Annotated in this window: 19 protein-coding genes and 4 tRNA genes; 17 read left to right on the plus strand and 6 right to left on the minus strand. The window is 58.5% G+C overall.

What is annotated here, in order from left to right; all coding sequences use genetic code 11:
* Nucleotides 1-223 precede the first annotated feature (223 nt).
* The 3 genes from HUW52_RS12480 to HUW52_RS12490 all read left to right on the plus strand — a co-directional run bounded on the left by HUW52_RS12480 (nt 224) and on the right by HUW52_RS12490 (nt 1,408).
* Nucleotides 224-895, plus strand: coding sequence for a peptidase C39 family protein (locus tag HUW52_RS12480; protein ID WP_175553798.1), 672 nt, complete (start codon nt 224-226; stop codon nt 893-895).
* A gap of 87 nt (nt 896-982) precedes the next feature.
* Nucleotides 983-1,189, plus strand: a complete 207-nt coding sequence (locus tag HUW52_RS12485) for a DUF6021 family protein (RefSeq protein ID WP_026000733.1) — start codon at nt 983-985, stop codon at nt 1,187-1,189.
* A gap of 12 nt (nt 1,190-1,201) precedes the next feature.
* Nucleotides 1,202-1,408, plus strand: a complete 207-nt coding sequence (locus HUW52_RS12490) for a hypothetical protein (RefSeq protein ID WP_175553799.1) — start codon at nt 1,202-1,204, stop codon at nt 1,406-1,408.
* A gap of 53 nt (nt 1,409-1,461) precedes the next feature.
* Here HUW52_RS12490 and pbpG read toward each other — a convergent pair whose 3' ends face one another.
* Together pbpG and folD are read right to left on the minus strand one after the other, a co-directional pair.
* Entirely contained in the window at nt 1,462-2,400 is a 939-nt protein-coding gene (pbpG, locus tag HUW52_RS12495; RefSeq protein ID WP_016986881.1) for a D-alanyl-D-alanine endopeptidase, read from the minus strand.
* 230 nt (nt 2,401-2,630) lie between these two features.
* Nucleotides 2,631-3,485: a bifunctional methylenetetrahydrofolate dehydrogenase/methenyltetrahydrofolate cyclohydrolase FolD gene (gene folD, locus HUW52_RS12500; RefSeq protein ID WP_038362797.1), complete on the minus strand. Its 855-nt coding sequence runs from the start codon at nt 3,483-3,485 to the stop codon at nt 2,631-2,633.
* 275 nt (nt 3,486-3,760) lie between these two features.
* Here folD and HUW52_RS12505 point away from each other — a divergent pair.
* The 10 genes from HUW52_RS12505 (at nt 3,761) to HUW52_RS12550 (ending at nt 13,158) form a co-directional block, all read left to right on the plus strand.
* A tRNA-Arg gene (locus tag HUW52_RS12505) sits at nt 3,761-3,837 on the plus strand.
* Between the two features lie 32 nt (nt 3,838-3,869).
* A tRNA-His gene (locus tag HUW52_RS12510) sits at nt 3,870-3,945 on the plus strand.
* Nucleotides 3,946-4,001: 56 nt separating this feature from the next.
* Nucleotides 4,002-4,086, plus strand: a tRNA-Leu gene (locus HUW52_RS12515).
* A gap of 77 nt (nt 4,087-4,163) precedes the next feature.
* A tRNA-His gene (locus HUW52_RS12520) sits at nt 4,164-4,239 on the plus strand.
* Nucleotides 4,240-4,641: 402 nt separating this feature from the next.
* The gene (gene tig, locus HUW52_RS12525) at nt 4,642-5,952 is read left to right on the plus strand and encodes a trigger factor (RefSeq protein WP_016986883.1); all 1,311 of its coding nucleotides are present in this window, start codon (nt 4,642-4,644) and stop codon (nt 5,950-5,952) included.
* A gap of 93 nt (nt 5,953-6,045) precedes the next feature.
* Entirely contained in the window at nt 6,046-6,681 is a 636-nt protein-coding gene (gene clpP / locus HUW52_RS12530; protein WP_007951559.1) for an ATP-dependent Clp endopeptidase proteolytic subunit ClpP, read from the plus strand.
* 112 nt (nt 6,682-6,793) lie between these two features.
* Complete coding sequence (gene clpX, locus HUW52_RS12535) at nt 6,794-8,077, plus strand: ATP-dependent Clp protease ATP-binding subunit ClpX (RefSeq protein ID WP_003223632.1); 1,284 nt, start codon at nt 6,794-6,796, stop codon at nt 8,075-8,077.
* A gap of 163 nt (nt 8,078-8,240) precedes the next feature.
* On the plus strand, nt 8,241-10,637 hold the full coding sequence (gene lon / locus HUW52_RS12540) for an endopeptidase La (protein ID WP_016986884.1): 2,397 nt from the start codon (nt 8,241-8,243) through the stop codon (nt 10,635-10,637).
* Between the two features lie 148 nt (nt 10,638-10,785).
* Complete coding sequence (locus HUW52_RS12545; RefSeq protein WP_003183171.1) at nt 10,786-11,058, plus strand: HU family DNA-binding protein; 273 nt, start codon at nt 10,786-10,788, stop codon at nt 11,056-11,058.
* Nucleotides 11,059-11,286: 228 nt separating this feature from the next.
* Nucleotides 11,287-13,158, plus strand: a complete 1,872-nt coding sequence (locus tag HUW52_RS12550; protein ID WP_175553800.1) for a SurA N-terminal domain-containing protein — start codon at nt 11,287-11,289, stop codon at nt 13,156-13,158.
* A gap of 629 nt (nt 13,159-13,787) precedes the next feature.
* On the opposite strand, the gene HUW52_RS12555 is transcribed toward HUW52_RS12550, so the two are convergent.
* Nucleotides 13,788-14,993 (minus strand): MFS transporter, encoded by a 1,206-nt coding sequence (locus HUW52_RS12555; RefSeq protein ID WP_175553801.1) that lies wholly within the window; start codon nt 14,991-14,993, stop codon nt 13,788-13,790.
* A 118-nt stretch (nt 14,994-15,111) separates the two neighbouring features.
* Here HUW52_RS12555 and HUW52_RS12560 point away from each other — a divergent pair, with 118 nt between their 5' ends.
* Nucleotides 15,112-16,011: a LysR family transcriptional regulator gene (locus HUW52_RS12560; RefSeq protein WP_175553802.1), complete on the plus strand. Its 900-nt coding sequence runs from the start codon at nt 15,112-15,114 to the stop codon at nt 16,009-16,011.
* A 92-nt stretch (nt 16,012-16,103) separates the two neighbouring features.
* Nucleotides 16,104-16,958: a DUF2242 domain-containing protein gene (locus HUW52_RS12565; RefSeq protein WP_016983898.1), complete on the plus strand. Its 855-nt coding sequence runs from the start codon at nt 16,104-16,106 to the stop codon at nt 16,956-16,958.
* A 386-nt stretch (nt 16,959-17,344) separates the two neighbouring features.
* Here HUW52_RS12565 and HUW52_RS12570 read toward each other — a convergent pair whose 3' ends face one another.
* Both HUW52_RS12570 and HUW52_RS12575 read right to left on the minus strand, forming a co-directional pair.
* Entirely contained in the window at nt 17,345-18,385 is a 1,041-nt protein-coding gene (locus HUW52_RS12570) for an AraC family transcriptional regulator (protein ID WP_175553803.1), read from the minus strand.
* A gap of 3 nt (nt 18,386-18,388) precedes the next feature.
* Nucleotides 18,389-19,519: a carbon-nitrogen hydrolase family protein gene (locus HUW52_RS12575; RefSeq protein WP_175553804.1), complete on the minus strand. Its 1,131-nt coding sequence runs from the start codon at nt 19,517-19,519 to the stop codon at nt 18,389-18,391.
* Nucleotides 19,520-19,727: 208 nt separating this feature from the next.
* On the opposite strand from HUW52_RS12575, the gene HUW52_RS12580 reads away from it, so the two are divergent.
* A complete protein-coding gene (locus tag HUW52_RS12580) occupies nt 19,728-21,767 on the plus strand; it encodes an NADPH-dependent 2,4-dienoyl-CoA reductase (RefSeq protein WP_175553805.1) in 2,040 nt (679 codons plus the stop codon).
* A gap of 198 nt (nt 21,768-21,965) precedes the next feature.
* On the plus strand, nt 21,966-22,892 hold the full coding sequence (locus HUW52_RS12585; protein WP_175553806.1) for a 1-aminocyclopropane-1-carboxylate deaminase/D-cysteine desulfhydrase: 927 nt from the start codon (nt 21,966-21,968) through the stop codon (nt 22,890-22,892).
* Between the two features lie 3 nt (nt 22,893-22,895).
* Here the strand turns inward: HUW52_RS12585 and HUW52_RS12590 are convergent, their stop codons facing one another.
* Nucleotides 22,896-23,444 (minus strand): cytochrome b, encoded by a 549-nt coding sequence (locus tag HUW52_RS12590; protein ID WP_016983903.1) that lies wholly within the window; start codon nt 23,442-23,444, stop codon nt 22,896-22,898.
* Nucleotides 23,445-23,567 lie beyond the last annotated feature (123 nt).

Raw genomic sequence — 23,567 nt, forward strand, 5'->3', positions numbered from 1 at the left:
CTTCGCCCTGCATCGGGCGCACACTTTTTCAATTCGCTCTGTTTCAATGACAGTCTAGACAATGGGGTGTTTCAGGCTATTGACCAAAGGTCGCTGGTGACCAATCAGTTTGCTCTATGCAATCGATGTGTCTGCCGCTTAAGGCTATACCGCAGCCTGGCGCGGCCCTATGATCGCAGGCGTTGCCGGAACACGATGACCGGCGTCTGAACAGAGAGTGATGATGGTGCAGGTATTTTCTCGAATTCGTGTGGCGCTGCTGGTGGCCGGTTGCGCGGCCGTGTTGGCCGGATGTGCAGGCAGTGTGGCGCCTGAGGTCAAGCGTCTGCCGGAGCGGGTCGAACTCAGTGGCACGTTCTATCGCGGCGAAGCCAATCAGAGCGGCCCGCAAGTGCTGGCCAGCCTGTTGTCGCAGCAGGGCGTCGTGATCACCCCGGGTTTATTGGAAAAACCACTGCACTTGCCGGGTGCCGAAGACAAGCTGCAGCAGAATATCCAGAACCTTGCCCGTGAGTACGGCATGGTGGTTTATCCGCTGGACAGCAATCTGCCAGCGCTGTTGACGCAGGTGGCGGCGGGTTATCCGGTGATGGTGCGCTTCAGCGAGGGTTCGGCGTTCTGGGCCGAGCCGCGTTACGCGATCCTGTCCGGCTACGACCGCAACAAACAGAAGGTCTTGCTGCGTGCCGGGATGAACCGTCGCGAACTGATGAGTTTCAGCGCCTTTGAATCGTCGCTGGAAAAGTCCGGTGGCTGGGCGATTCTGATTCAAAAACCCTCACAGATCCCGGCAGCCGTTGATCGTCAGCGCTGGCTCAAAGCGGCCGATGAACTGTCCCAGGCCGGTCAGGAAAACGAAGCGGCCCAGGCGCGCAAGGCGTTGGCGGCACACTGAATCTCCGTTCGTCATCTGCCGGGCACGACTGCGCCCGGCAAGCCTCTTACGCCTATAACCCGTTTTCGGGTAAATCAGGAGGTGAGCATGGCAGATTCCCCATCGCCGAAAGGCCCGCATTCTTCCGAGCATTCTTCGGGTCATGATCTGGGCTTCGATCCGGATTCGCCGGATCTCGATGATCCGCAAGTCGATCCCGTCGGCCCGGCGAAAGCACCAAAAGACGTGAAACCCGGCGAAGACGACAAGCAGCCGGCCAAGCCTTATGACCCGTTAGCCAATCTGAAACCTTGATGTGAGGTGCGTATGAGTACCGATTCAAGCTTCGATGACCAGAAACCGGACAGCGTGCCTACAACTCCAGAGCCGGAGATTTATCCGGTGCTGGACCCGGACAGCCCGCTGCGCGATCCGATGGCCCGGCCTAATGTCATGACACCGGAACCTTCGCGGGATCCGAGTGCGGGCGATGGCATCCCTGATGACGACCAGATGCCGCTGCCAAATGACTGATACGCAGGCGAAAAAAAGCCCCGAGGATTCGGGGCTTTTTCTTGTGCGGTGGCTTACTTGGACGCTTCGACCACGCCGCTCTGGCGATTCTTGAGGTTTTTCTCAGCCTTGTACTGCTGAGCCACCGCCGGAACGCTGGCGCTGCGCCCGGTTTCCACCCAACTGCGAATGCGGCTGGCGTCAGCAAAGTGGGTGTACTTGCCGAACGCGTCGAGGATCACCAGCGCGACCGGGCGGTTACCCATTTTCGTCACCAGTACCAGGCAATGACCGGCAGGGTTAGTGAAACCGGTCTTGGTGATCTTGATGTCCCAATCTGCCTTGTTGACCAAGTGATCGGTGTTGCGGAAACCCAGGGTGTAATTGGGTTTGCGGAACGACACGGTCTTTTCCTTGGTGGTGGTGAGTTCGCTGAGAATCGGATATTTGCTCGCGGCGACCAGCAACTTGCTCAAGTCACGGGCGGTAGAGACGTTGCGTTCGGACAAGCCGGTCGGCTCGACGTAGTGCGTATTGGTCATGCCCAGTGCCTTGGCCTTGGCGTTCATCGCCGCGATAAAGGCTGCATAACCGCCCGGGTAGTGGTGCGCCAGACTGGCGGCGGCACGGTTTTCCGAGGACATCAGAGCAATCAGCAGCATCTCGCGGCGCGGCAGCTCACTTTTCAGTTTGACTCGGGAGAACACGCCCTTCATTTCCGGCGTGTTGCTGATATCGACATTGATCCATTCGTCCATGTTTTGCCGGGCTTCAACCACTACCAATCCAGTCATGAGCTTGCTGACAGAAGCGATCGGCACGACCACGTCAGGGTTGCTGGAGTAGATGACTTTGTTGGTCTGCATATCCATGAGCAGGGCACTGCCGGAGGCGATCTTCAGGCTCGAAGCATCACGAGGGGCAGCGGTGGTTTCCGCAGCGTTGATCGTTGGCGTGATGAATGTGCCTGTAAAAGCAAAAAACAGGCTCAGAATCGAAAGACGAATTTTCACGCGGGCGAACTCATAAAGGTTGGATATTCCGTTAGTTTGTAACGGGTTATTTCTTCAAAGCGTCGCATTCTAGGAGTATGGCTGAAGATCTGTCGATGGTTGTTTCAACGACCTGAAAAACTCGTGAAAAGGCCTGTAAAAAGAGGGGTTTCCGGCGAACGGTTACAGTTTTTTCTCAGGCATGAAAAAACCCGCACGAGGCGGGTTTTTCTATCGCTGAAAACGACGACTCAGGCGTGCAGGGTTTCTGCTGCGTAAAGGGTGTTTTCCAGCAGGCAGGCGCGGGTCATCGGACCGACGCCGCCCGGTACCGGCGTGATCCAGCCGGCGCGGGGCAGGGCGGTTTCGTAGACAACGTCACCGACCAGTTTGCCGTCGTCCTGACGGTTGATGCCGACGTCGATCACGATCGCGCCTTCCTTGATCCACTCGCCTTTGACCAGGCCCGGCTTGCCGGCGGCCACCACCACCAGATCGGCACGACCAACGTGGCCGGCCAGATCCTTGGTGAAGCGGTGGGTCACGGTCACGGTGCAGCCGGCCAGCAACAACTCCATCGCCATCGGGCGACCGACGATGTTGGAAGCGCCGACGACCACTGCGTCCATGCCATAAAGGTCAGCGCCGGTGCTTTCCAGCAGCGTCATGATGCCTTTAGGGGTGCATGGGCGCAGCAGGGGAATGCGCTGGGCCAGGCGACCGACGTTATAAGGGTGGAAACCGTCGACGTCTTTGTCCGGACGAATGCGCTCCAGCAATTTGGAGGCGTCCAGGTGCTCTGGCAGCGGCAGCTGAAGCAGGATGCCGTCGATCGCAGGGTCGTCGTTGAGGCGATCGATCAGATCGGTCAGCGCGTCTTGCGTGGTGTCGGAGGGCAGGTCGTAGGCTTGAGAGAGGAAGCCAACCTCTTCACAGTCTTTACGCTTGTGCGAGACATAAACCTGAGAGGCAGGATCGCTGCCGACCAGGATCACCGCGAGGCCGGGAGTGCGCAGGCCTTGCTGGCGACGCTCGGCAACTCGTTGGGCGATCTGCTGGCGCAGGCTGGCGGCGATCGATTTGCCGTCGATTAGTTGTGCAGTCATTGCGCGTGATTAACCATCGAGAGGGGAAAAAATGAGAACGCATTCTCGCATGTCGAGCGGTGAGGGCAAAGGCGCTTGGTCAGCAAATTCGTCTAACTCCTTTAATTAAATGAATTTTTTTCAAAAAGGATTTGACGACCTTCGGAGCGCTCTATACTATTCGTCGCACTTGTCGGGCACAGCCTAGCACTGGTTAAGAAGGTGAAGCGGAATCAAGGTTCTGCGACACTGGAAAGCACTTAGTTTGTAGTCCTTTAAGAGTACAGATTAATAAGGCGCCCGTAGCTCAGCTGGATAGAGCATCCGCCTTCTAAGCGGATGGTCGCAGGTTCGAGTCCTGCCGGGTGCGCCATTAGGCAGCTTTGGCACAAGTAACGCGATATGGTGGGCGTAGCTCAGTTGGTAGAGCACGGGATTGTGACTCCCGTTGTCGTGGGTTCGATCCCCATCGTCCACCCCATATTTCGAAAGGCGCCAGATGTAACAGTCTGGCGCCTTTGCTTTAAAGCTTCACCTGCGGATGTGGTGGAATTGGTAGACACACTGGATTTAGGTTCCAGCGCCGCGAGGCGTAAGAGTTCGAGTCTCTTCATCCGCACCAATTAAAGCTTCATTCATGTCTTCGGGCTGGTGAGGTTTCAACAAAGAAGTTGTTTGGCTTTTTTGTTACGCAATATGGTGGGCGTAGCTCAGTTGGTAGAGCACGGGATTGTGACTCCCGTTGTCGTGGGTTCGATCCCCATCGTCCACCCCATATTTCGAAAGGCGCCAGATTTAACAGTCTGGCGCCTTTTTTGTTTTAGCGGTTCTGAAAACCGGTGATTAACGGTTTCGGGGCGCAGGAGCAGGGCACTTCGTCGTATTTATGTTGCTCGATGATGCTGCGCTGCTCGCCGGGCTTGCTTGCAGGTTCGGCCGTCAGGGAGTGATTGGCAATCTCTTCTATATATAGAAGCGGTTGGCGCAGAGCCCTGGCGAGATTGGTTGTATTCGCCTGTGGGGCGCGCTGCACTGGTGCGGCGGTCCCGATAAAATGCCTGCTGTTTTTTTACCCGTTTTCAGTAGGGTGACTTCTTGAGTTTGACCCACTAGAATGCATGCCCTTGATTCTGGGGTCGGAAACGGCCGGCTAACGTCTGTGCAACGAGGAATATCCATGCAAGTTTCTGTTGAAAATACTACTGCTCTCGAGCGCCGCATGAGCGTCACCGTGCCGGCTGAGCGCATCGAGACTCAGGTCAACAAGCGTCTGCAGCAGACTGCCCAAAAGGCCAAGATTGCTGGCTTCCGTCCAGGCAAAGTGCCAATGAGCGAAATCAAGCGCCGTTTTGGTGCCGATGCTCGCCAGGAAGCTGTAGGCGACGTGATCCAGTCCTCCTTCTACGAAGCTGTGGTTGAGCAGAAGCTGAACCCTGCTGGTTCGCCGTCGATCGAGCCTAAGTCGCTCGAAGCTGGCAAGGACCTGGAATACGTTGCTGTATTCGAAGTGTTCCCTGAGTTCACCGTTGCCGGTTTCGACGGCATCACCGTTGAGCGCCTGAGCGCTGACGTGGCTGACGCTGACCTGGACAAAATGCTCGACATCCTGCGCAAGCAGAACACTCGTTTTGAAGTGGCCGATCGCGCTGCCCAGAACGAAGACCAACTGAACATCGATTTCGTTGGCAAGGTTGACGGCGAAGTATTCGCTGGCGGTTCCGCCAAGGGCACTCAGCTGGTACTGGGTTCCGGTCGCATGATCCCGGGCTTCGAAGAAGGCCTGGTTGGCGCTAAAGCGGGCGAAGAGCGCGTTCTGAACCTGACTTTCCCAGAGGACTATCAGAACCTGGACCTGGCTGGCAAAACCGCCGAGTTCACCGTGACCGTCAACACTGTTTCCGAGCCTAAACTGCCAGAGCTGAACGAAGAGTTCTTCGCTCAATTCGGCATCAAGGAAAGCGGCATCGACGGTTTCCGCACCGAAGTTCGCAAGAACATGGAGCGTGAACTGCGTCAGGCGATCAAATCCAAGGTCAAGAATCAGGTAATGGACGGTCTGCTGGCCACCAACCCGATCGAAGTGCCGAAGGCGCTGCTGTCCAACGAAGTTGACCGTCTGCGCGTGCAGGCTGTTCAGCAGTTCGGTGGCAACATCAAGCCTGATCAACTGCCGGCCGAGCTGTTCGAAGAGCAAGCCAAGCGCCGCGTTGTGCTGGGTCTGATCGTTGCTGAAGTGGTCAAGCAATTCGACCTGAAGCCTGACGACGCTCGCGTTCGCGAAATGATTCAGGAAATGGCTTCGGCTTATCAAGAGCCTGAGCAGGTTGTGTCGTGGTACTACAAAAACGAGCAGCAGCTGAACGAAGTGCGTTCGGTTGTGCTGGAAGAGCAAGTTGTGGATACTGTTCTGCAGAAAGCTAGTGTGACCGACAAAGCGGTCTCTTACGAAGAAGCAGTCAAGCCGGTAGAAGCTCCAACAGCCGACTGATTGGTTTTGCGTTAAGAAGTACACACCATAAGCCAGCTCTCGAGCTGGCTTATGCGTATTCAAGACATAACTATTTGGGAGCGACTGCAGAGCATGTTCCGTAATTCTTATATTCAGCAGAACTCTGATATCCAGGCCGCCGGCGGCCTGGTCCCGATGGTTGTCGAGCAATCTGCTCGTGGCGAACGCGCCTATGACATTTATTCGCGCCTGCTCAAGGAGCGAGTGATCTTTCTGGTGGGTCCGGTAGAGGACTACATGGCCAACCTGATCTGCGCGCAACTGCTGTTCCTTGAAGCGGAAAACCCGGACAAGGACATCCATCTCTACATCAACTCTCCGGGCGGTTCGGTGACAGCAGGCATGTCGATCTACGACACCATGCAGTTCATCAAGCCGAACGTATCGACCACCTGCATCGGTCAGGCCTGCAGCATGGGCGCATTCCTGCTGACCGCAGGTGCCCCGGGCAAGCGTTTCTGCCTGCCGAACTCGCGCGTGATGATTCACCAGCCACTGGGCGGTTTCCAGGGCCAGGCGTCGGACATCGAAATCCACGCCAAGGAAATCCTCTTCATTCGCGAGCGCCTGAACACGCTGATGGCCAAGCACAGCGGGCGTACTCTGGAAGAAATCGAGCGCGATACCAATCGCGACAACTTCATGAGTGCAGAAGCTGCGAAGGAATATGGCCTGATCGACGAAGTGATCAACCAGCGCCCAGCTTAAAATAAGCAGCTCAAAATAGGCTTGGTCGGCTGGTCTGATCAGCGGCGGGCTTGAAAAAGCCCGCAATAGCCTTCATCTTGTGTTGCAAGCCTATCGGATTTGGATCGAACGAATGACTGACACCCGCAACGGCGAGGACAACGGCAAGCTGCTCTATTGCTCCTTCTGTGGCAAAAGCCAGCATGAAGTGCGCAAATTGATTGCCGGCCCCTCGGTCTTTATCTGCGACGAGTGCGTCGACCTGTGCAATGACATCATCCGTGAGGAGGTGCAGGAAGCCCAGGCCGAAAGCAGCGCGCATAAATTGCCTTCGCCTAAAGAAATCAGCGGCATCCTTGACCAGTACGTCATTGGTCAGGAGCGTGCGAAAAAGGTTCTGGCCGTAGCGGTGTACAACCACTACAAGCGCCTGAACCAGCGTGACAAGAAGGCTGACGACGTCGAACTCGGCAAGAGCAACATCCTGCTGATCGGCCCGACAGGCTCCGGTAAGACCCTGCTGGCCGAAACACTGGCCCGCTTGCTGAACGTTCCGTTCACCATCGCCGACGCAACCACCCTCACCGAGGCGGGTTACGTGGGTGAAGATGTCGAGAACATCATTCAGAAGCTGCTGCAGAAGTGCGATTACGACGTAGAGAAAGCCCAGATGGGTATTGTCTACATCGACGAAATCGACAAGATTTCCCGCAAGTCTGACAACCCGTCGATCACCCGGGACGTTTCCGGTGAAGGCGTGCAACAGGCCTTGCTGAAGTTGATCGAAGGCACGGTCGCTTCCGTACCGCCGCAAGGTGGTCGCAAGCACCCGCAGCAGGAATTCCTGCAGGTCGACACCCGTAACATCCTGTTCATCTGCGGTGGTGCGTTCTCCGGTCTGGAAAAGGTTATTCAAAACCGTTCCACCAAGGGCGGCATCGGCTTCAACGCAGAAGTGCGCAGCAAGGAAGAAGGCAAGAAAGTCGGTGAATCCCTGCGTGAAGTCGAGCCTGACGATCTGGTCAAGTTCGGTCTGATCCCTGAGTTCGTCGGTCGTCTGCCGGTCCTCGCAACGCTGGACGAGCTGGATGAGGCTGCGTTGATGCAGATCCTCACCGAGCCGAAAAATGCTCTGACCAAACAGTATGCCAAGCTGTTCGAGATGGAAGGCGTGGATCTGGAGTTCCGGACCGACGCACTGAAATCGGTCGCCAAACGTGCTCTGGAACGTAAAACCGGTGCCCGTGGCCTGCGCTCGATTCTCGAAGGTGTGCTGCTCGACACGATGTATGAAATCCCCTCGCAGTCCGAGGTGAGCAAGGTCGTGATCGATGAAAGCGTGATCGAAGGCAAGTCCAAGCCACTGTATATCTATGAAAACAGTGAGCCGACGGCCAAGGCAGCGCCGGACGCGTAAGCGTCCACTGCGCCGCAACAAAGAAGGGGCCTTCGGGCCTCTTTTTTTTTATGTCGATTTTTACATCCGCTTTGCGCTTGTTTTTTTTCAAGGCAGCCCCCATCTTGGTTTCAAGCTCAATTCCATCCGATTACGGCCATATGGCCGCCGTAGAGGCGAAATCATGAAGACAACCATCGAATTGCCTCTCCTGCCATTGCGTGATGTCGTGGTTTATCCGCACATGGTTATCCCGCTGTTCGTGGGGCGCGAGAAATCCATCGAAGCCCTCGAGGCCGCGATGACGGGCGACAAGCAGATCCTGCTGCTGGCCCAGAGAAACCCGGCTGACGACGATCCCGGTGAAGACGCTCTCTATCGCGTAGGTACCATTGCCACTGTTCTACAGCTTCTGAAGCTGCCTGACGGCACCGTAAAGGTTCTGGTCGAGGGTGAGCAGCGTGGCACCGTCGAGCGCTTCAGCGAAGTCGACGGTCACTGCCGTGCCGAAGTCTCGTTGATCGAAGAAGTCGACGCCGCCGAGCGCGAATCCGAAGTGTTCGTGCGCACACTGCTGTCGCAGTTCGAACAATATGTACAGCTGGGCAAGAAGGTCCCGGCTGAAGTCCTGTCGTCGCTCAACAGCATCGATGAGCCAGGCCGCCTGGTCGACACCATGGCCGCGCACATGGCGCTGAAAATCGAGCAGAAGCAGGAAATCCTCGAAATCATCGATTTGTCGGCTCGGGTCGAGCACGTTCTGGCGTTGCTGGATGCCGAGATCGATCTGCTGCAAGTCGAAAAACGCATTCGTGGCCGCGTCAAAAAGCAAATGGAGCGCAGTCAGCGCGAGTACTACCTGAATGAGCAGATGAAGGCCATTCAGAAAGAACTCGGCGACAGCGACGAAGGCCACAACGAAATCGAAGACCTGAAAAAGCGTATCGACGCTGCCGGTCTACCGAAAGACGCGTTGGCCAAAGCCACTGCCGAGCTGAACAAGCTCAAGCAAATGTCGCCGATGTCCGCTGAGGCCACCGTGGTGCGCTCGTACATCGACTGGCTGGTGCAAGTGCCGTGGAAGGCGCAGAGCAAGGTACGTCTGGACCTGGCGCGCGCAGAAGACATTCTCGATGCCGATCACTACGGCCTCGAAGAGGTCAAGGAACGTATCCTTGAATACCTCGCCGTGCAAAAACGCGTGAAGAAAATCCGTGGCCCGGTGTTGTGCCTGGTCGGTCCTCCGGGCGTGGGTAAAACTTCGCTGGCGGAGTCGATTGCTCATGCCACCAACCGTAAATTCGTGCGCATGGCCCTTGGTGGCGTGCGTGATGAAGCGGAAATTCGCGGTCACCGCCGGACTTACATCGGTTCGATGCCGGGAAGATTGATTCAAAAGATGACAAAGGTGGGTGTGCGCAACCCGCTGTTCCTGCTCGATGAAATCGACAAAATGGGCAGCGACATGCGTGGCGACCCGGCGTCGGCGTTGCTGGAAGTGCTCGATCCAGAGCAGAACCACAACTTCAACGACCACTATCTGGAAGTCGATTACGACCTTTCCGATGTGATGTTCCTGTGCACCTCGAACTCGATGAACATCCCGCCGGCACTGCTCGACCGGATGGAAGTGATCCGTCTGCCGGGCTACACCGAAGACGAGAAGATCAACATCGCCGTCAAATACCTCTCGCCAAAGCAGATCGCCGCTAACGGTCTGAAGAAGGGCGAGCTGGAATTCGACGCTGAAGCGATCCGCGACATCATCCGTTACTACACCCGTGAAGCCGGTGTGCGTGGCCTCGAACGTCAGATCGCCAAGGTCTGCCGCAAGGCCGTTAAAGAGCACGCAATGGAAAAACGCTTCTCGGTGAAAGTGACAGCTGACCTGCTTGAACACTTCCTCGGCGTGCGCAAATTCCGCTACGGTCTGGCTGAGCAACAGGATCAGATCGGTCAGGTCACAGGCCTTGCCTGGACTCAGGTGGGCGGCGAATTGCTGACTATCGAAGCCGCGGTTGTGCCGGGTAAAGGTCAACTGATCAAGACCGGTTCGCTGGGCGATGTGATGGTCGAATCGATCACTGCCGCGCTGACCGTTGTCCGCAGTCGTGCCAAGAGCCTGGGCATTCCTCTGGACTTCCACGAGAAGCGCGACACGCACATCCACATGCCGGAAGGGGCGACGCCGAAAGACGGCCCTAGCGCCGGTGTAGGCATGTGCACGGCGCTGGTGTCGGCATTGACCGGCATTCCGGTGCGCGCCGATGTCGCCATGACTGGTGAAATCACGCTGCGTGGTCAAGTGCTGGCGATTGGCGGTCTGAAGGAAAAACTGCTGGCGGCTCACCGCGGCGGAATCAAGATCGTGATTATTCCGGAAGAGAACGTGCGTGATCTGAAGGAGATTCCTGACAATATCAAGCAGGATCTGCAGATTAAACCGGTTAAATGGATTGACGAGGTCCTGCAAATTGCGCTGCAATACGCGCCGGAGCCCTTGCCGGATGTGGCTCCGGAGATAGTTGCCAAGGACGAAAAACGTGAGTCTGACTCTAAGGAAAGAATTAGCACGCATTAATACGCTTTTGCCTGGGGGGCTTCCTTGACAGTTTTTTAGAGCCCTTGTTATAAAGCGGCTCTTAAGTGTCTGTAGGCCATTCAGCACTCGTTTTTGCTTTCACCAAAAAACTTAGAATCATCTCAAAATAGATATAAGGGGACTTAGAGTGAACAAGTCGGAACTGATTGATGCTATCGCTGCATCCGCTGATATCCCGAAAGCTGCTGCTGGCCGTGCGCTGGACGCTGTAATCGAATCCGTCACTGGCGCTCTGAAGGCTGGCGACTCCGTTGTTCTGGTTGGTTTCGGTACTTTCTCCGTGACGGACCGTCCGGCTCGTACCGGTCGTAACCCTCAAACCGGCAAGACTCTGGAAATCCCGGCTGCCAAGAAGCCAGGTTTCAAAGCCGGTAAAGCACTGAAAGAAGCTGTTAACTAAGTTTTCAGGTTTTTACCCATCCGGGTCGGGGTCATGCCTGACTTGGCAGCGGAGCGGTAGAGCAGGTCGCTGAAACAGTGGCCTGTAACGCCGGGATCGAGGGTTCGAGCCCTGTCCGCTCCGCCAGTTACGAGAAGGCGCATCCTCGGATGCGCCTTTCTTCTATCCGGATTCTACCCACGCTCCACGGTTGCCTAATTTTGAAGTTCAACCGTTTCTGGGGGACGCATGCTGCAGAATATCAGGGACAATTCACAAGGCTGGATTGCCAAGACCATTATCGGGGTCATCGTTGCACTGATGGCTCTGACCGGTTTCGACGCCATTTTCCAGGCCACGACTCACAAGAATGAGGCGGCCAAGGTCAACGGTGAAGAAATCAGCCAGAACGAACTGAGCCAGGCCGTTGACATGCAACGCCGTCAGCTGATGCAACAGTTGGGCAAAGACTTCGATGCTTCCTTGCTCGACGAAAAAATGCTGCGTGAATCGGCCCTCAAGGGTCTGATCGATCGCAAGCTGTTGCTGCAAGGCGCCGAACAAGCGAAATTCGCTTTCTCCGAAGGCGCCCTGGACCAAGTGATCCTGCAGACACCTGAATTCCAGGTGGACGGCAAGTTCAGCTCCGAGCGCTTCGACCAGGTGATCCGTCAACTGGGTTACAGCCGCATGCAATTCCGCCAGATGCTGGCTCAGGAAATGCTGATCGGCCAACTGCGCGCCGGTGTGGCGGGCAGTGGTTTTGTTACCGACGCTGAAGTGCTGGCATTCGCCCGTCTGGAAAAACAGACCCGCGATTTCGCCACCCTGAACGTCAAGGCTGATCCGGCGGCGGTCAAACTGACCGACGACGAGGTCAAGGCCTACTACGACGAACACGCCAAGGAGTTCATGACTCCTGATCAAGTGATCATCGATTACGTTGAGCTGAAGAAGTCCTCGTTCTTTGATCAGGTTGCCGTCAAGGACGAAGACCTGCAGGCGGCGTATCAGAAAGAGATCGCCAACCTGTCGGAACAGCGTCGTGCCGCGCACATTCTGATCGAAGTGAACGACAAGACCACCGAGGCTCAGGCCAAGGCGAAGATTGACGAAGTCCAGGCGCGTCTGGCCAAGGGCGAGAAGTTCGAAGCGCTGGCCAAAGAGTTCTCGCAGGATCCGGGTTCTGCCAACAATGGCGGTGATCTCGGTTACGCCGGTCCTGGCGTTTACGATCCGGCGTTCGAAAAAGCCTTGTACTCTCTGTCGAAAGACCAGGTGTCGGAGCCGATTCGTACTGACTTCGGTTACCACCTGATCAAGCTGTTGGGTGTGGAAGCGCCGGAAGTGCCAACTCTGGCCAGCCTGAAAGACAAGCTGACCCGCGAGCTCAAAGCCGCGCAGGTCGAGCAGCGTTTCGTCGAGGCGACCAAGCAACTGGAAGACTCCGCGTTCGAAGCGTCTGACCTGGCTCAGCCAGCGGCGGATCTGAAGCTGACCGTGCACACCTCCAAGCCGTTCGGCCGTGAAGGTGGCGAAGGTGTTGCAGCCAACCGTGCTGTGGTCACCGCTGCATTCAGCACTGAAGTGATCGACGAGGGTGCCAACAGCACCGCCATCGAGCTGGATCCGGAAACCGTGATCGTGCTGCGTTCCAAGGAGCACCTGAAGCCTGCGCAACTGCCGCTGGAAAGCGTGAATGCGGCCATCCGCACTCAGCTGACCAAAGAGCACGCCAGCGCTGCTGCCAAGACCAAGGCCGAGAAGCTGATTGCGGATCTGCGCGATGGCAAGGCACCGTTGGACAAGGCAGTTGATGGTCAGAACTGGAAAGCCACCGAAGCGGCCACTCGTGGTCAGGAAGGGGTTGATCCGGCGGTGCTGCAAGCGTTGTTCCGTATGCCGAAACCGGCTGCCAAGGACAAGCCGACGTTCACCAGCGTGACGTTGGCGGATGGCAGTCTGATGATCGTGCGTCTGAATGGCGTTAACGAAGCGGCTGCGCCGACGGATGAAGAGAAGGTTCAGTACCGTCGTTTCCTTGCTTCGCGTGAGGGGCAGCAGGACTTCGCGGCGTACCGCAAGCAGTTGGAAGCTCAGGCTGAGATCAAGCGGTTTTGATGTCTGATTGAGCTGTGATGTGATGTGAAAGCCCCGGCCTGTATAGGTCGGGGCTTTTTTTTGGGCGTTGGGTCGTGGCGGCCTTTGGGCCGACCATGTTTTTGGGGTTTTGGGTGAATATCCGTTGCTTTGGGTGCGGCCGCTGGCGGTTTCGCTCTTACAGCGAGTCACCTTTTCCAAACGCCGAAAAGGTAACCCAAAAGGCTTTGCCCTGACGTTCGGCCCGCTCGCTGGGGCTCGGGGTTCCTTCGCTCCGGGATTGATCCGGGGGCATCGCCTACGGTTTGCTTCGCTGCACCTCCTCTCGATGTGTTCGACTTCGTCGAACGGTCGCTGCGCTCCCACCCCCGGATCAATCCCTCCACTCAGCCTGCCGACGGGCTTTCAGATCAAGATCAAGAGCTGCAGCCGAGCTAACGCTCATCCTGTTGAGTGGGGCGGCTTTGCCGCGTGGGCGGTACACAGATTAAAACTGTGGGAGCGAGCTTGCTCGCGAAGGCGGCCTGCCAGCCGACCTGTTTCTTGCGGATTTACTCAATCCAATTGTGGGAGCGAGCCTGCTCGCGAAGACGGCCTTCCAGCCGACCGTTTTCCAGCCGTATGGCTTCAACTCAACAGCGCATTCGGTCTCATCCGGCTCTTGGAAAACCATGTTCCAGAGCTTTGATAGTTACTGACAGGGTCAACACCAACAATCCTGCAACAATCCACGGAAACGCCCCAACCCCGGGATTGCCCAGCAACAAACCACCCACCAACCCCCCGCCAGCAATCCCGACATTCCACAGCGTAACCAACATCGATTGCGCCGTATCGGCAGCCTCTTTCGCAGCTTTCGCCGAGGCGGTTTGCAGCAACGATGGCATGGCGCCGAACGCCAGTCCCCAGACGGCAGTCGCGATGTAAATGACGTTGGGCGAGTCGCGCCACAGGCCCAGTGCTATCGCCGAGAGCAGGAACAATCCGGCGCTGATCAACACCAGTTCGCGCAGCCAGCGGTCAATCAGGCTGCCGACGATCCACAGGCTCAGCACTGAAGCGAGGCCGAATACCAGTAGCACGCGGTCGACACTGGCATCGAGTCCGGAGGGTTGCAGGACAGGCGCGATGTAGGTGTACAGCAGATTGTGCGCAACGACGTAGGTGAGGGTGACTAACAATACCGATCGCACGCCCGGCAAGGTGAATACCTGACGCAGCGGCGTGCGGTTTCCCACGCGTTCGCCGGCGAAGTCCGGGACTTGCCAGTACACCCAGATCACCAGCGCAACGGTCAGTCCGGTCATGATGGCGAAGCTCAGGCGCCAGCCGACCAGAGTGCCGAGCAGAGTACCTGCGGGAATTCCCAGCGACAGCGCCAGTGGCGCGCCGAGCATCGCTACCGTTATGGCGCGGCCTTGCAAGTGCGGAGCGACCATGCGGCTTGCGTAACCTGCCAGCAGCGCCCACAGCAGCCCGGCAAATATGCCGGCAATAAACCGTGCAATCAGCGTCAGCCAGTACCATTGCGACAGGGCGGTGAGGCTGTTGGCGATGGCGAAGCCTGCGATGGCGGCCAGCAGCAGCGGTTTTCTTCGCCAGCCACGGGTGGCGATCGTCAGCGGGATTGCTGCCAGGATCGAACCGAGCGCGTACAGCGTCACCAATTGCCCAATCAGCGCCTGGGAAACGTCCAGGCCGCTGCTCATCTGCGGTAACAGGCCGGCTGGCATTGCTTCGGTCATGACCGTTATGAACCCGGCGGTGGCTAGTGCCAGCAGCGCACCGAGGGGTAATCGTCCGCGTTGAGAGACGGGGTGTTCAACTGTGGGGCAACTGAGTTGTGTGTCATTCATGAGCCGGCATCCATGTGCAACGTTGACGAGGAGCACAGGGTATGGCGCTGCACATCGGCGAAAAACGGGTTAAGGTTCCGAACATATCGGACACGGATGTCGGCAATGGGAGGGTGGTATGGATAGCCTGGGCAGTATTTCGGTGTTTGTTCAGGTCGCCGAGACGCGCAGTTTCACTGAGGCTGGCCGACTGCAAGGGGTGTCATCGTCGGCGGTGGGCAAAAGTATTGCGCGGCTCGAGGCGCGACTTGGCGTGCGGCTGTTTCAACGCACCACGCGCAGCGTCACGCTGACCAGTGAAGGGGCGCTGTTTCTGGAGCGCTGTCGCAGGATTCTCGCCGAGGTCGAGGCGGCGGAGTTCGAGTTATGCGATGCGGCTGCGAAACCCCATGGCAAGTTGCGCGTCAGCCTGCCGCAGGTGCATGGTCTGGTGATGCCGGTCATGACCGAATTCATGGCGTTGTACCCGCAGATCGAGCTGGATCTGGACTTGACCGACCGCATGGTCGATGTGGTGGAAGAGGGCTTCGACGCGGTGATCCGTACCGGCAAACCGCGGGATTCGCGACTGATGGCGCGAGCGTTGGGCGAGTTTCACATGGTGCTGGTGGCCAGTCCGGCTTATCTGGCGCAACGCGGTGTGCCGCAGGCGCCCGCCGATCTGGCGGATCACGCGTGCCTTCGGCATACATTTCATGCCACCGGCAAACTGGAAACCTGGCCGCTGAATCGCGCGGAGGGTACCGCAGAGCCGACGTTGCCGACGCGGTTGGTCAGTACGTCGATTGAGGCGGTAAGCCACGCGGCGCTGGCCGGTATGGGCATTGCCTGTCTGCCGGACTTCATGACCCGCGAGGCTGAGGCGCAAGGGCGCTTGCGTCGTGTGCTCGATGCGCATCTTGAACACACCGGGCAGTTCTGGGTCCTATGGCCATCGAGTCGTCACGCCACGGCAAAATTGCGCGTGTTCATTGATCACTTGGCGTTGCGACTTTTTCCCGCAACCGAGGGTCGATAGAGTTGTAACTGCTTTAAGACACTAATCCATGCGCAGCGGGGCAGCGATCTGTTGCACAATACGCCCCGGACTGTTTTCTCTCAGGATGTTCAATGTTGATTTCCACTCCCATGCGTGTAGTCGGGTTGGCGCTGTTGTTGACCGCTGTTGCCGGCTGTTCGAAAGACAAGCCGATGTATGAGCATGAGAACTTCGATGACTCCGGTACGTTTTCGCGCAATTACCCGGTCACCGACTCGGTCAGTTGCGAAGCGGCTCGCCGTGCGTTGCTCAGCCAGGGCTACATCATTACCAGCAGCGACCCGAAACTGGTCAGCGGCCACAAGAGTTTCCAGCAAACCGGCGACACCCACATGGAGATCAGCTTCAACGTGGTCTGCGCCGATGACGGCAGCGCCGGGCACCATGCGACGATGTTCGCCAATGCCTTGCAGGATCGTTACGCACTGAAGAAGACCAACAACTCGGCCAGTCTCGGCGTGGGTGTGCTGGGTTCGGTGTCGATGCCGATCGGCTCGTCCGACGATTCGATGGTCAAGGTGGCCAGCGAGACGGTGACCGCGCAGAAGTTCTACGAGCGTTTCTTTACCCTGGTCGAGCAGTTCCTGCCGGCAGATGCGAAGAAAGCCGCGCATATCGAAGAGAAACCGAAAGCTGACCTGGGTGTGCCTGAGGTGAAGGCTGCGCCGGCAGCGCTGGCGCCAACGCCGACTCCGGCGGCCGAACCTGCCGCAACGCCGGCCCCGGCTGCAGAACCAGCGCCAGCACCTGCCGAGACCGCGCCAGTGACGTCGGAACCGGTCGCTCCACCGGCAGAGGCCGCGCCGATCACCCCGGCGCCGAGCGCAGAACCTGCACCGGCGACCGAAACCATCACGCCACCGGCCAACCCGGACATCCCGCCGCCATCCGAGCCGATTCCGGCGATGCCCGCCTCCGGTCAATAATCAAGCCTCACCGCACATCCTGTGGGAGCGAGCTTGCTCGCGAAAGCGTCGGAACATTCAGCACGCATGTGACTGACTGGCCGCCTTCGCGAGCAGGCTCGCTCCCACAGGGGTTTTTGGGTTGCCTTGAATTTCGTTACATTCCCCGGACAAAAGTCCCGCGATAAATTCCTGACCGTCTGCTACGTTTTATTCATGAAGGCCGGGTTTCACTTTTCCTTCACACGAGCACGTTAAGCTCGAGGCACTGGGCATTTGCTCAGGCCCATTCAAAAGAGCAGCAGGGGGATTACGCGATGGATGACTATCAAGAAGAGCTGCTCGAATACCAGGCCTTTGAACTGGATCCTCTGGAACCCGCCGAAGACGCCACCGAGCTGTAAGGGTCAGGCGGATTTACGATGGCTGCGACGGAATTCGCCGGGCGTCTGGCCGCTCCAGCGTTTAAAGGCTCGCTGGAACGCTTCGGCTGAAGCAAAACCCAGCAAGTAGGCGATTTCGCCGAAGGCCAGTTCAGTATCGCGGATGTACGTCATCGCCAGATCCCGGCGCGTATCGTTGAGGATCGCGCGAAACTGCGTACCTTCCTCGGCCAATTTGCGCCGCAAGGTCCAGGTCGGCAGCTTCAGGCGTGCCGCCACTTCTTCCAGGTCGGGTTCCCGGCCACCATTGAGCAACGGCCCCAACAGCTGAGTGATGCGTTCACGCAGGCTGCGGGTGCGGGTCAACTGCTCCAGTTCACGTTCACACAGTTGCAGCAGATGCCGCCAGGTACTCGGGCAATGCTCGGGATTACGCTGTGCGAGGCTGTCGAGGCTCAGGCGCAATTGATTGCGCTCTGCACCGAACTGGATTGGGCAATCGCCCAACATGCTATAGGCATCGCGGTAATCCGGCGCTTCGAATTCGATGTCGATGCGTTCAGCGCGCAGCGGTTCGCGGCTGACGCTGGAGAGCTGATGCAGCCACCCGGCGATGATCGAGTCCACCACAAATCGGTTATAGGCGTTGTACGGGCTGATCGAATAGAAACGCAGCCACGCGCCATGGGCATCTTCGTGGAGGTTGGACTGGCCGCGATAGTTGGAACCGTACAACGCCTCGAAACGGATCAGGCAGCGCGCGGCCTCACGGACGGTCGGCGCTTGTGCGGCAGTGACACCGGCCAGCCCAGCCTGGCTCAGGCGACTGAGCTGACCCATGCGCAGACCCAACGCCGAATCGCCGGTCAACTGAATCGCTGCGTGGCCCAGGCGCATATAGCGCGGAATCGACAAGCGCGCCCCGGCCTCGGCCAGTCGCGCGGGGTCCAGGCCATATTGCTCCAGCAACGGCAGTGGATCCGCTGCATGACTGCGCACGGCATCGGCGAGGCTGTGAACAAAGCCCACCGACAGATCCCCAAGACGCATCGGCAGCGGCTTCATGGCTTACAACCAGATGTTCAGCAAGCGCGCGCCACGGGCCTCGCCGTCGGCAAACTGCTGACCGTTGCTGCTGAGGAAACTCTGACCGGAACTCGCCTTGTCCCAGAACTGCCCGCGCAGGAAAACGCTCATGCCGGCAATCGCTCGACTGCTTGGCGGTTGTGCAGTAAGGGTCAGGCGATGCCAGGCCTGACCTTCGGTGAGTTCGCCGGGTTTGAGGCTGACCGAGCTTGGGGTGTTGGAACTCTTGTAGCCGCGCCAAGGCAGGTTCCAGGCACGATGACCGAGAACCTGCGCGGGCACCGCTACCAATTGCGCGCGTTGCTCGTCGAGTTTGCGGTAGTTATCCGGGTACCAGCTGTCGCTGCCAATCAGCACACCGAGGCGTCCGGCCGGAGTATCGACGACATTGAGCAAGTGTTTGTCTGCGCTTTCGATCACTTCTCGCTGATCGAACACCGGGTGCATCTGCCGTTGCGGCTGGCCAAGCGGCACGCCATCACGACTGAACACCACGCTGCTGTTGAACAACGCGCCGCTGCCGGATTTGAGCTGGCCGTCGCGGATGCTCGGTTCTGGCAGCACGATCGAGCCGGCCACCAGCGTCACATGAAACTCCTTGGCCAGACCACCGAACAGCGCCTGATAATCCTTGGCCATGGCTTTGGATTTCATACGCAGGTACGCATCGTTGAGACGGTCTTTGCCGTTGGCGCTGAGCCAGGCGCGGGCGAACAATAACGGATTGCTCGCCGCCAGCCAGTTCATTGCTTCGGCGAGGGTCGGGGCCTGATACAACTCGTCTTTCTCGCCGCTGAGCAGCAGCCAGGTGCCGACATTCTCCGGCAACACCACCACGGTTTTGTCGTTCAACAAGCCTTGATCCTGCGCTTGCTGCAGGTAGGCCGCCAGTTTGCGATGCAGGCGCTCGGGGCTTTGGTAGTCGGTGGGAAACAATTCGGGCTGGATACCCAGCAGATTGCCACGGTCGGCGGGCGTGCCCTGGTCGACTGCCAGCTTGATACGCAGGTCCGACAAGTAATGTCCCGTCGGTCGATCCGCCGCCCACATGGCGTAGGTGGTCAGAGCGGCGACGAGGGCCATGGAAAAGAACAGGTACAAAAGTTTGCGCATGTAAACCAACAACTACCGGGTGCAGGGTATGGCGACTAGGGTAGGGCTCATACGCTTGATTGCCAAGGGGCGCTGCGCATTTGGATCAATAAGTTGTCAGTTACGGTCATTGAGTGACAGCGATGCGACTCTTAGTCTGTCGAACATGACTGACGGGAGCCGCAGAGCCCCCGCAACTTTTCCGTGATTGCTCGTTGTGGAGTTACCGATGACCGCCGCTCATTACCCGCACCTGTTGGCCCCGCTGGACCTGGGATTCACCACGCTGCGCAACCGCACCCTGATGGGCTCGATGCACACGGGCCTGGAAGAAAAACCGGGTGGATTCGAGCGCATGGCGGCGTACTTCGCTGAGCGTGCGCGCGGCGGTGTCGGCCTGATGGTCACCGGCGGCATTGGCCCGAACGACGAGGGCGGCGTGTACTCCGGCGCGGCCAAGCTGACCACCGAAGAAGAAGCGCTCAAGCACCGCATCGTTACCCGCGCGGTGCACGAGGCGGGCGGCAAGATCTGCATGCAGATCCTCCACGCCGGCCGCTACGCCTACAGCCCGAAGCAGGTCGCGCCGAGCGCGATTCAGGCGCCGATCAACCCGTTCAAGCCCAAAGAGCTGGACGAAGAAGGCATCGAGAAGCAGATCAGCGATTTCGTCACCTGTTCGGTACTGGCGCAAACCGCCGAATACGACGGCGTCGAAATCATGGGCTCGGAAGGTTATTTCATTAACCAGTTCCTCGCTGCGCACACCAACCACCGCACCGACCGTTGGGGCGGCAGTTACGAAAACCGCATGCGCCTGCCGGTAGAAATCGTTCGCCGCGTACGCGAAGCCGTGGGCCCGAAGTTCATCATCATTTTCCGTCTGTCGATGCTTGATCTGGTCGAGGGCGGCAGCACCTGGGACGAGATCGTTACCCTGGCCAAAGCCATCGAGCAGGCCGGTGCGACCATCATCAACACCGGTATCGGCTGGCACGAAGCGCGGATTCCGACCATCGCCACCAAAGTGCCGCGTGCCGCATTCAGCAAGGTCACGGCCAAGTTGCGTGGCTCGGTGAAGATCCCGTTGATCACCACCAACCGCATCAACACCCCGGAAATCGCCGAGCAGATTCTGGCTGAAGGCGATGCCGACATGGTCTCGATGGCGCGGCCGTTCCTCGCCGACCCGGACTTCGTCATCAAGGCCGCTGAAGGCCGCGCTGACGAAATCAACACCTGCATCGGTTGCAACCAGGCGTGCCTCGACCACACGTTCGGCGGCAAGCTCACCAGTTGTCTGGTTAACCCGCGTGCCTGCCACGAAACCGAACTCAATTATCTGCCGGTGCAGCAGATCAAGAAAATCGCTGTGGTCGGCGCCGGTCCTGCCGGGTTGTCCGCCGCGACCGTGGCCGCCGAGCGTGGCCATCAGGTGACGTTGTTCGATTCGGCCAGCGAAATCGGCGGCCAGTTCAACATTGCCAAGCGCGTGCCGGGCAAGGAAGAGTTCTTCGAAACCCTGCGTTACTTCAAGCGCAAGCTGCAAACCACTCACGTCGAGGTGTGCCTGAACACCCGCGTCGACGTGGCGAAACTGGTTGAAGGCGGTTACGACGAAATCATCCTCGCCACCGGCATTGCCCCGCGTGTGCCGGCAATTCCGGGAGTCGAGAATGCCAAGGTGCTGAGCTACCTGGATGTGATTCTTGAGCGCAAACCGGTCGGCAAGCGTGTCGCGGTGATCGGCGCCGGCGGTATCGGTTTTGACGTCTCGGAATTCCTCGTTCACCAAGGCGTAGCGACCAGCCAGGATCGCGCCGCGTTCTGGAAAGAGTGGGGCATCGATACGCAACTTGAAGCCCGTGGTGGCGTGGCGGGTATCAAAGCCGCACCGCACGCGCCGGCGCGTGAAGTGTTCCTGTTGCAGCGCAAGAAAACCAAGGTCGGCGATGGTCTGGGTAAAACCACTGGGTGGATTCACCGGACCGGTCTGAAGAACAAGCAGGTGCAGATGCTCAACAGCGTTGAATACTTGAGCATCGACGATCAGGGCCTGCACATTCGTATTGGCGAAACCGGCGAGCCGCAACTGCTGGCGGTGGACAACATTGTGATTTGTGCGGGGCAGGATCCGCTGCGTGAATTGCATGACGGTCTGGTGGAAGCGGGGCAGAACGTGCACCTGATCGGTGGTGCCGATGTCGCGGCCGAGCTGGATGCCAAGCGCGCCATCAACCAAGGTTCGCGCCTCGCTGCTGAACTTTAAGCTCCACCGCTGAACCTGGGAGCGACCTTGCTCGCGAAGGCATCGTGTCAGTCGACATATATATTGACTGACACTCCGCTTTCGCGAGCAAGCTCGCTCCCACAGGATTTGTGCACATCCTGAACCTTGTGAGCCTGCTCGCGATGGCGGCTTGTGAGCGACTAGAATGCCGGCTCTGTCCAGATCGAATCGCCGCCCATGCTTTTGCCTACCTCCGATTGGCTACCCCAAGCCCCGCTACAACCCCTTCATCTGGACTGGCTCGCAGCCGTCGGCATTGAAGTCGCCATCCTGCGCCTCGACCAGATCGACCCGCTGATCAGCGGCAACAAATGGTTCAAACTCATCGAACACCTCAATGCGGCAGACCGCGCAGGTGCCGAAGGCGTCATCAGTCTCGGTGGGGCTCACTCTAATCATCTGCATGCGTTGGCGGCAGCAGGGAAACGGCTGGGCTTCAACACCGTGGGACTGTTGCGCGGGCATGCGCAGGAGACGGCGACGGTGCAGGATTTGCTGGCGTTCGGCATGCAGTTGCACTGGTTGGGTTACGGCGGTTATCGCGCGCGCAATGAGCCAGGATTCTGGGCGCCTTGGCGCGAGCGGTATCCGCAACTGCATGCAGTGCCTGAGGGCGGCGGCGGTTTAATGGGTGCGCTCGGTTGCGCGGCCATCAAAGAACAGGCGCAGGCGCAATTGCGCACCCTGGGCTGGCGCGACTATCACGCTTGGTGGCTGGCTTGCGGCACCGGGACGACACTCGCCGGGCTGGTTCTCGCCGAGGCGGGTGTGCACCCGGTCTATGGTGCGCTGGCTGTCCCTGAAGATCACGGCGTGCAGCCGCAGGTCGAGTCGATTATGCAGTCAGCCGGACTGGCCACTGCCGGCTATGAACTGATCGACGCCAGCCGTGGGGGTTTTGCCAAGGTTGATCCGGCGTTGCTTGCGTTCATCGAACAAACCGAGCAGACCAGCGGCATTCCTCTGGAGCCGCTGTACACCGGCAAAGCATTGCTGGCGCTCAAGGAGAAGGTCGAGGCAGGCAAGTTCACAACCGGCACGCGGCTGATCTTCATTCATACCGGTGGCTTGCAGGGCCGGCGCGGTTTTATCGCCAGCCCCTGACGATCAACCGCGCTTGGGCATCATCCGCAGCAGCGTGTTATCGCGCACCACATAATGGTGATAGATCCCCGCCAGCGCATGCAGGCCGATCAGCCAGTAGCCGATCGTGGCAATGAGCACATGCCAGTGCTCGACCTGCTTGGCGAAATCCTTGTTCTCCGCGACCAGCAGCGGCAGATCAAAACCATAGAACATCACCTGATGCCCTTCGGCGCTGGTAATCATCCAGCCGAGAATCGGCATGCTGATCATGAACAGGTACAGCGCCCAGTGCATCAGCCGCGCCAGTACGGTTTGCCATTGCGGTGAGGCGGGGAAGATTTTCGGCGCCGGGCCAATGCTGCGCGCGAGCAGGCGAAACCACACCAGCACGAACACGGTCAGGCCGAGCATGTAGTGCACTTCGCGGATCAGCGTGCGCCCGCCACTGCCTTTGGGGAATAGCCCGCGCAACTCCATGCTGGCGTAGACCAGCACCAACAGGACCAGCATCAGCCAGTGCAACAGGACCGATACGGTGCTGTAACGGGATTCGGAACTTGTCCACGGCATACGGTGTTTCCTCACAGATCAGGGTCAAAACGGCCGTTCTTGTGCGACGGCATGCTTTAACTGTAATCCGCTTTGGCGGATTTGCCTGAGGCTGATCGGACTTTCAATGCCCTGAATCAGGGC

Origin of the sequence: Pseudomonas sp. 43A (assembly GCF_013363935.1) — a bacterium.
GTDB lineage: Bacteria > Pseudomonadota > Gammaproteobacteria > Pseudomonadales > Pseudomonadaceae > Aquipseudomonas > Aquipseudomonas crudilactis.

Excerpts from the sequence above, each read along its gene's own strand:
- HUW52_RS12480 (WP_175553798.1), top strand. The coding sequence starts at position 224 with ATGGTGCAGGTATTTTCTCGAATTCGTGTGGCGCTGCTGGTGGCCGGT.
- HUW52_RS12485 (WP_026000733.1), top strand. The coding sequence starts at position 983 with ATGGCAGATTCCCCATCGCCGAAAGGCCCGCATTCTTCCGAGCATTCT.
- HUW52_RS12490 (WP_175553799.1), top strand. The coding sequence starts at position 1,202 with ATGAGTACCGATTCAAGCTTCGATGACCAGAAACCGGACAGCGTGCCT.
- folD (WP_038362797.1), bottom strand. The coding sequence starts at position 3,485 with ATGACTGCACAACTAATCGACGGCAAATCGATCGCCGCCAGCCTGCGC.
- tig (WP_016986883.1), top strand. The coding sequence starts at position 4,642 with ATGCAAGTTTCTGTTGAAAATACTACTGCTCTCGAGCGCCGCATGAGC.
- clpP (WP_007951559.1), top strand. The coding sequence starts at position 6,046 with ATGTTCCGTAATTCTTATATTCAGCAGAACTCTGATATCCAGGCCGCC.
- clpX (WP_003223632.1), top strand. The coding sequence starts at position 6,794 with ATGACTGACACCCGCAACGGCGAGGACAACGGCAAGCTGCTCTATTGC.
- lon (WP_016986884.1), top strand. The coding sequence starts at position 8,241 with ATGAAGACAACCATCGAATTGCCTCTCCTGCCATTGCGTGATGTCGTG.
- HUW52_RS12550 (WP_175553800.1), top strand. The coding sequence starts at position 11,287 with ATGCTGCAGAATATCAGGGACAATTCACAAGGCTGGATTGCCAAGACC.
- HUW52_RS12555 (WP_175553801.1), bottom strand. The coding sequence starts at position 14,993 with ATGAATGACACACAACTCAGTTGCCCCACAGTTGAACACCCCGTCTCT.
- HUW52_RS12560 (WP_175553802.1), top strand. The coding sequence starts at position 15,112 with ATGGATAGCCTGGGCAGTATTTCGGTGTTTGTTCAGGTCGCCGAGACG.
- HUW52_RS12565 (WP_016983898.1), top strand. The coding sequence starts at position 16,104 with ATGTTGATTTCCACTCCCATGCGTGTAGTCGGGTTGGCGCTGTTGTTG.
- HUW52_RS12570 (WP_175553803.1), bottom strand. The coding sequence starts at position 18,385 with ATGAAGCCGCTGCCGATGCGTCTTGGGGATCTGTCGGTGGGCTTTGTT.
- HUW52_RS12575 (WP_175553804.1), bottom strand. The coding sequence starts at position 19,519 with ATGCGCAAACTTTTGTACCTGTTCTTTTCCATGGCCCTCGTCGCCGCT.
- HUW52_RS12580 (WP_175553805.1), top strand. The coding sequence starts at position 19,728 with ATGACCGCCGCTCATTACCCGCACCTGTTGGCCCCGCTGGACCTGGGA.
- HUW52_RS12585 (WP_175553806.1), top strand. The coding sequence starts at position 21,966 with ATGCTTTTGCCTACCTCCGATTGGCTACCCCAAGCCCCGCTACAACCC.
- HUW52_RS12590 (WP_016983903.1), bottom strand. The coding sequence starts at position 23,444 with ATGCCGTGGACAAGTTCCGAATCCCGTTACAGCACCGTATCGGTCCTG.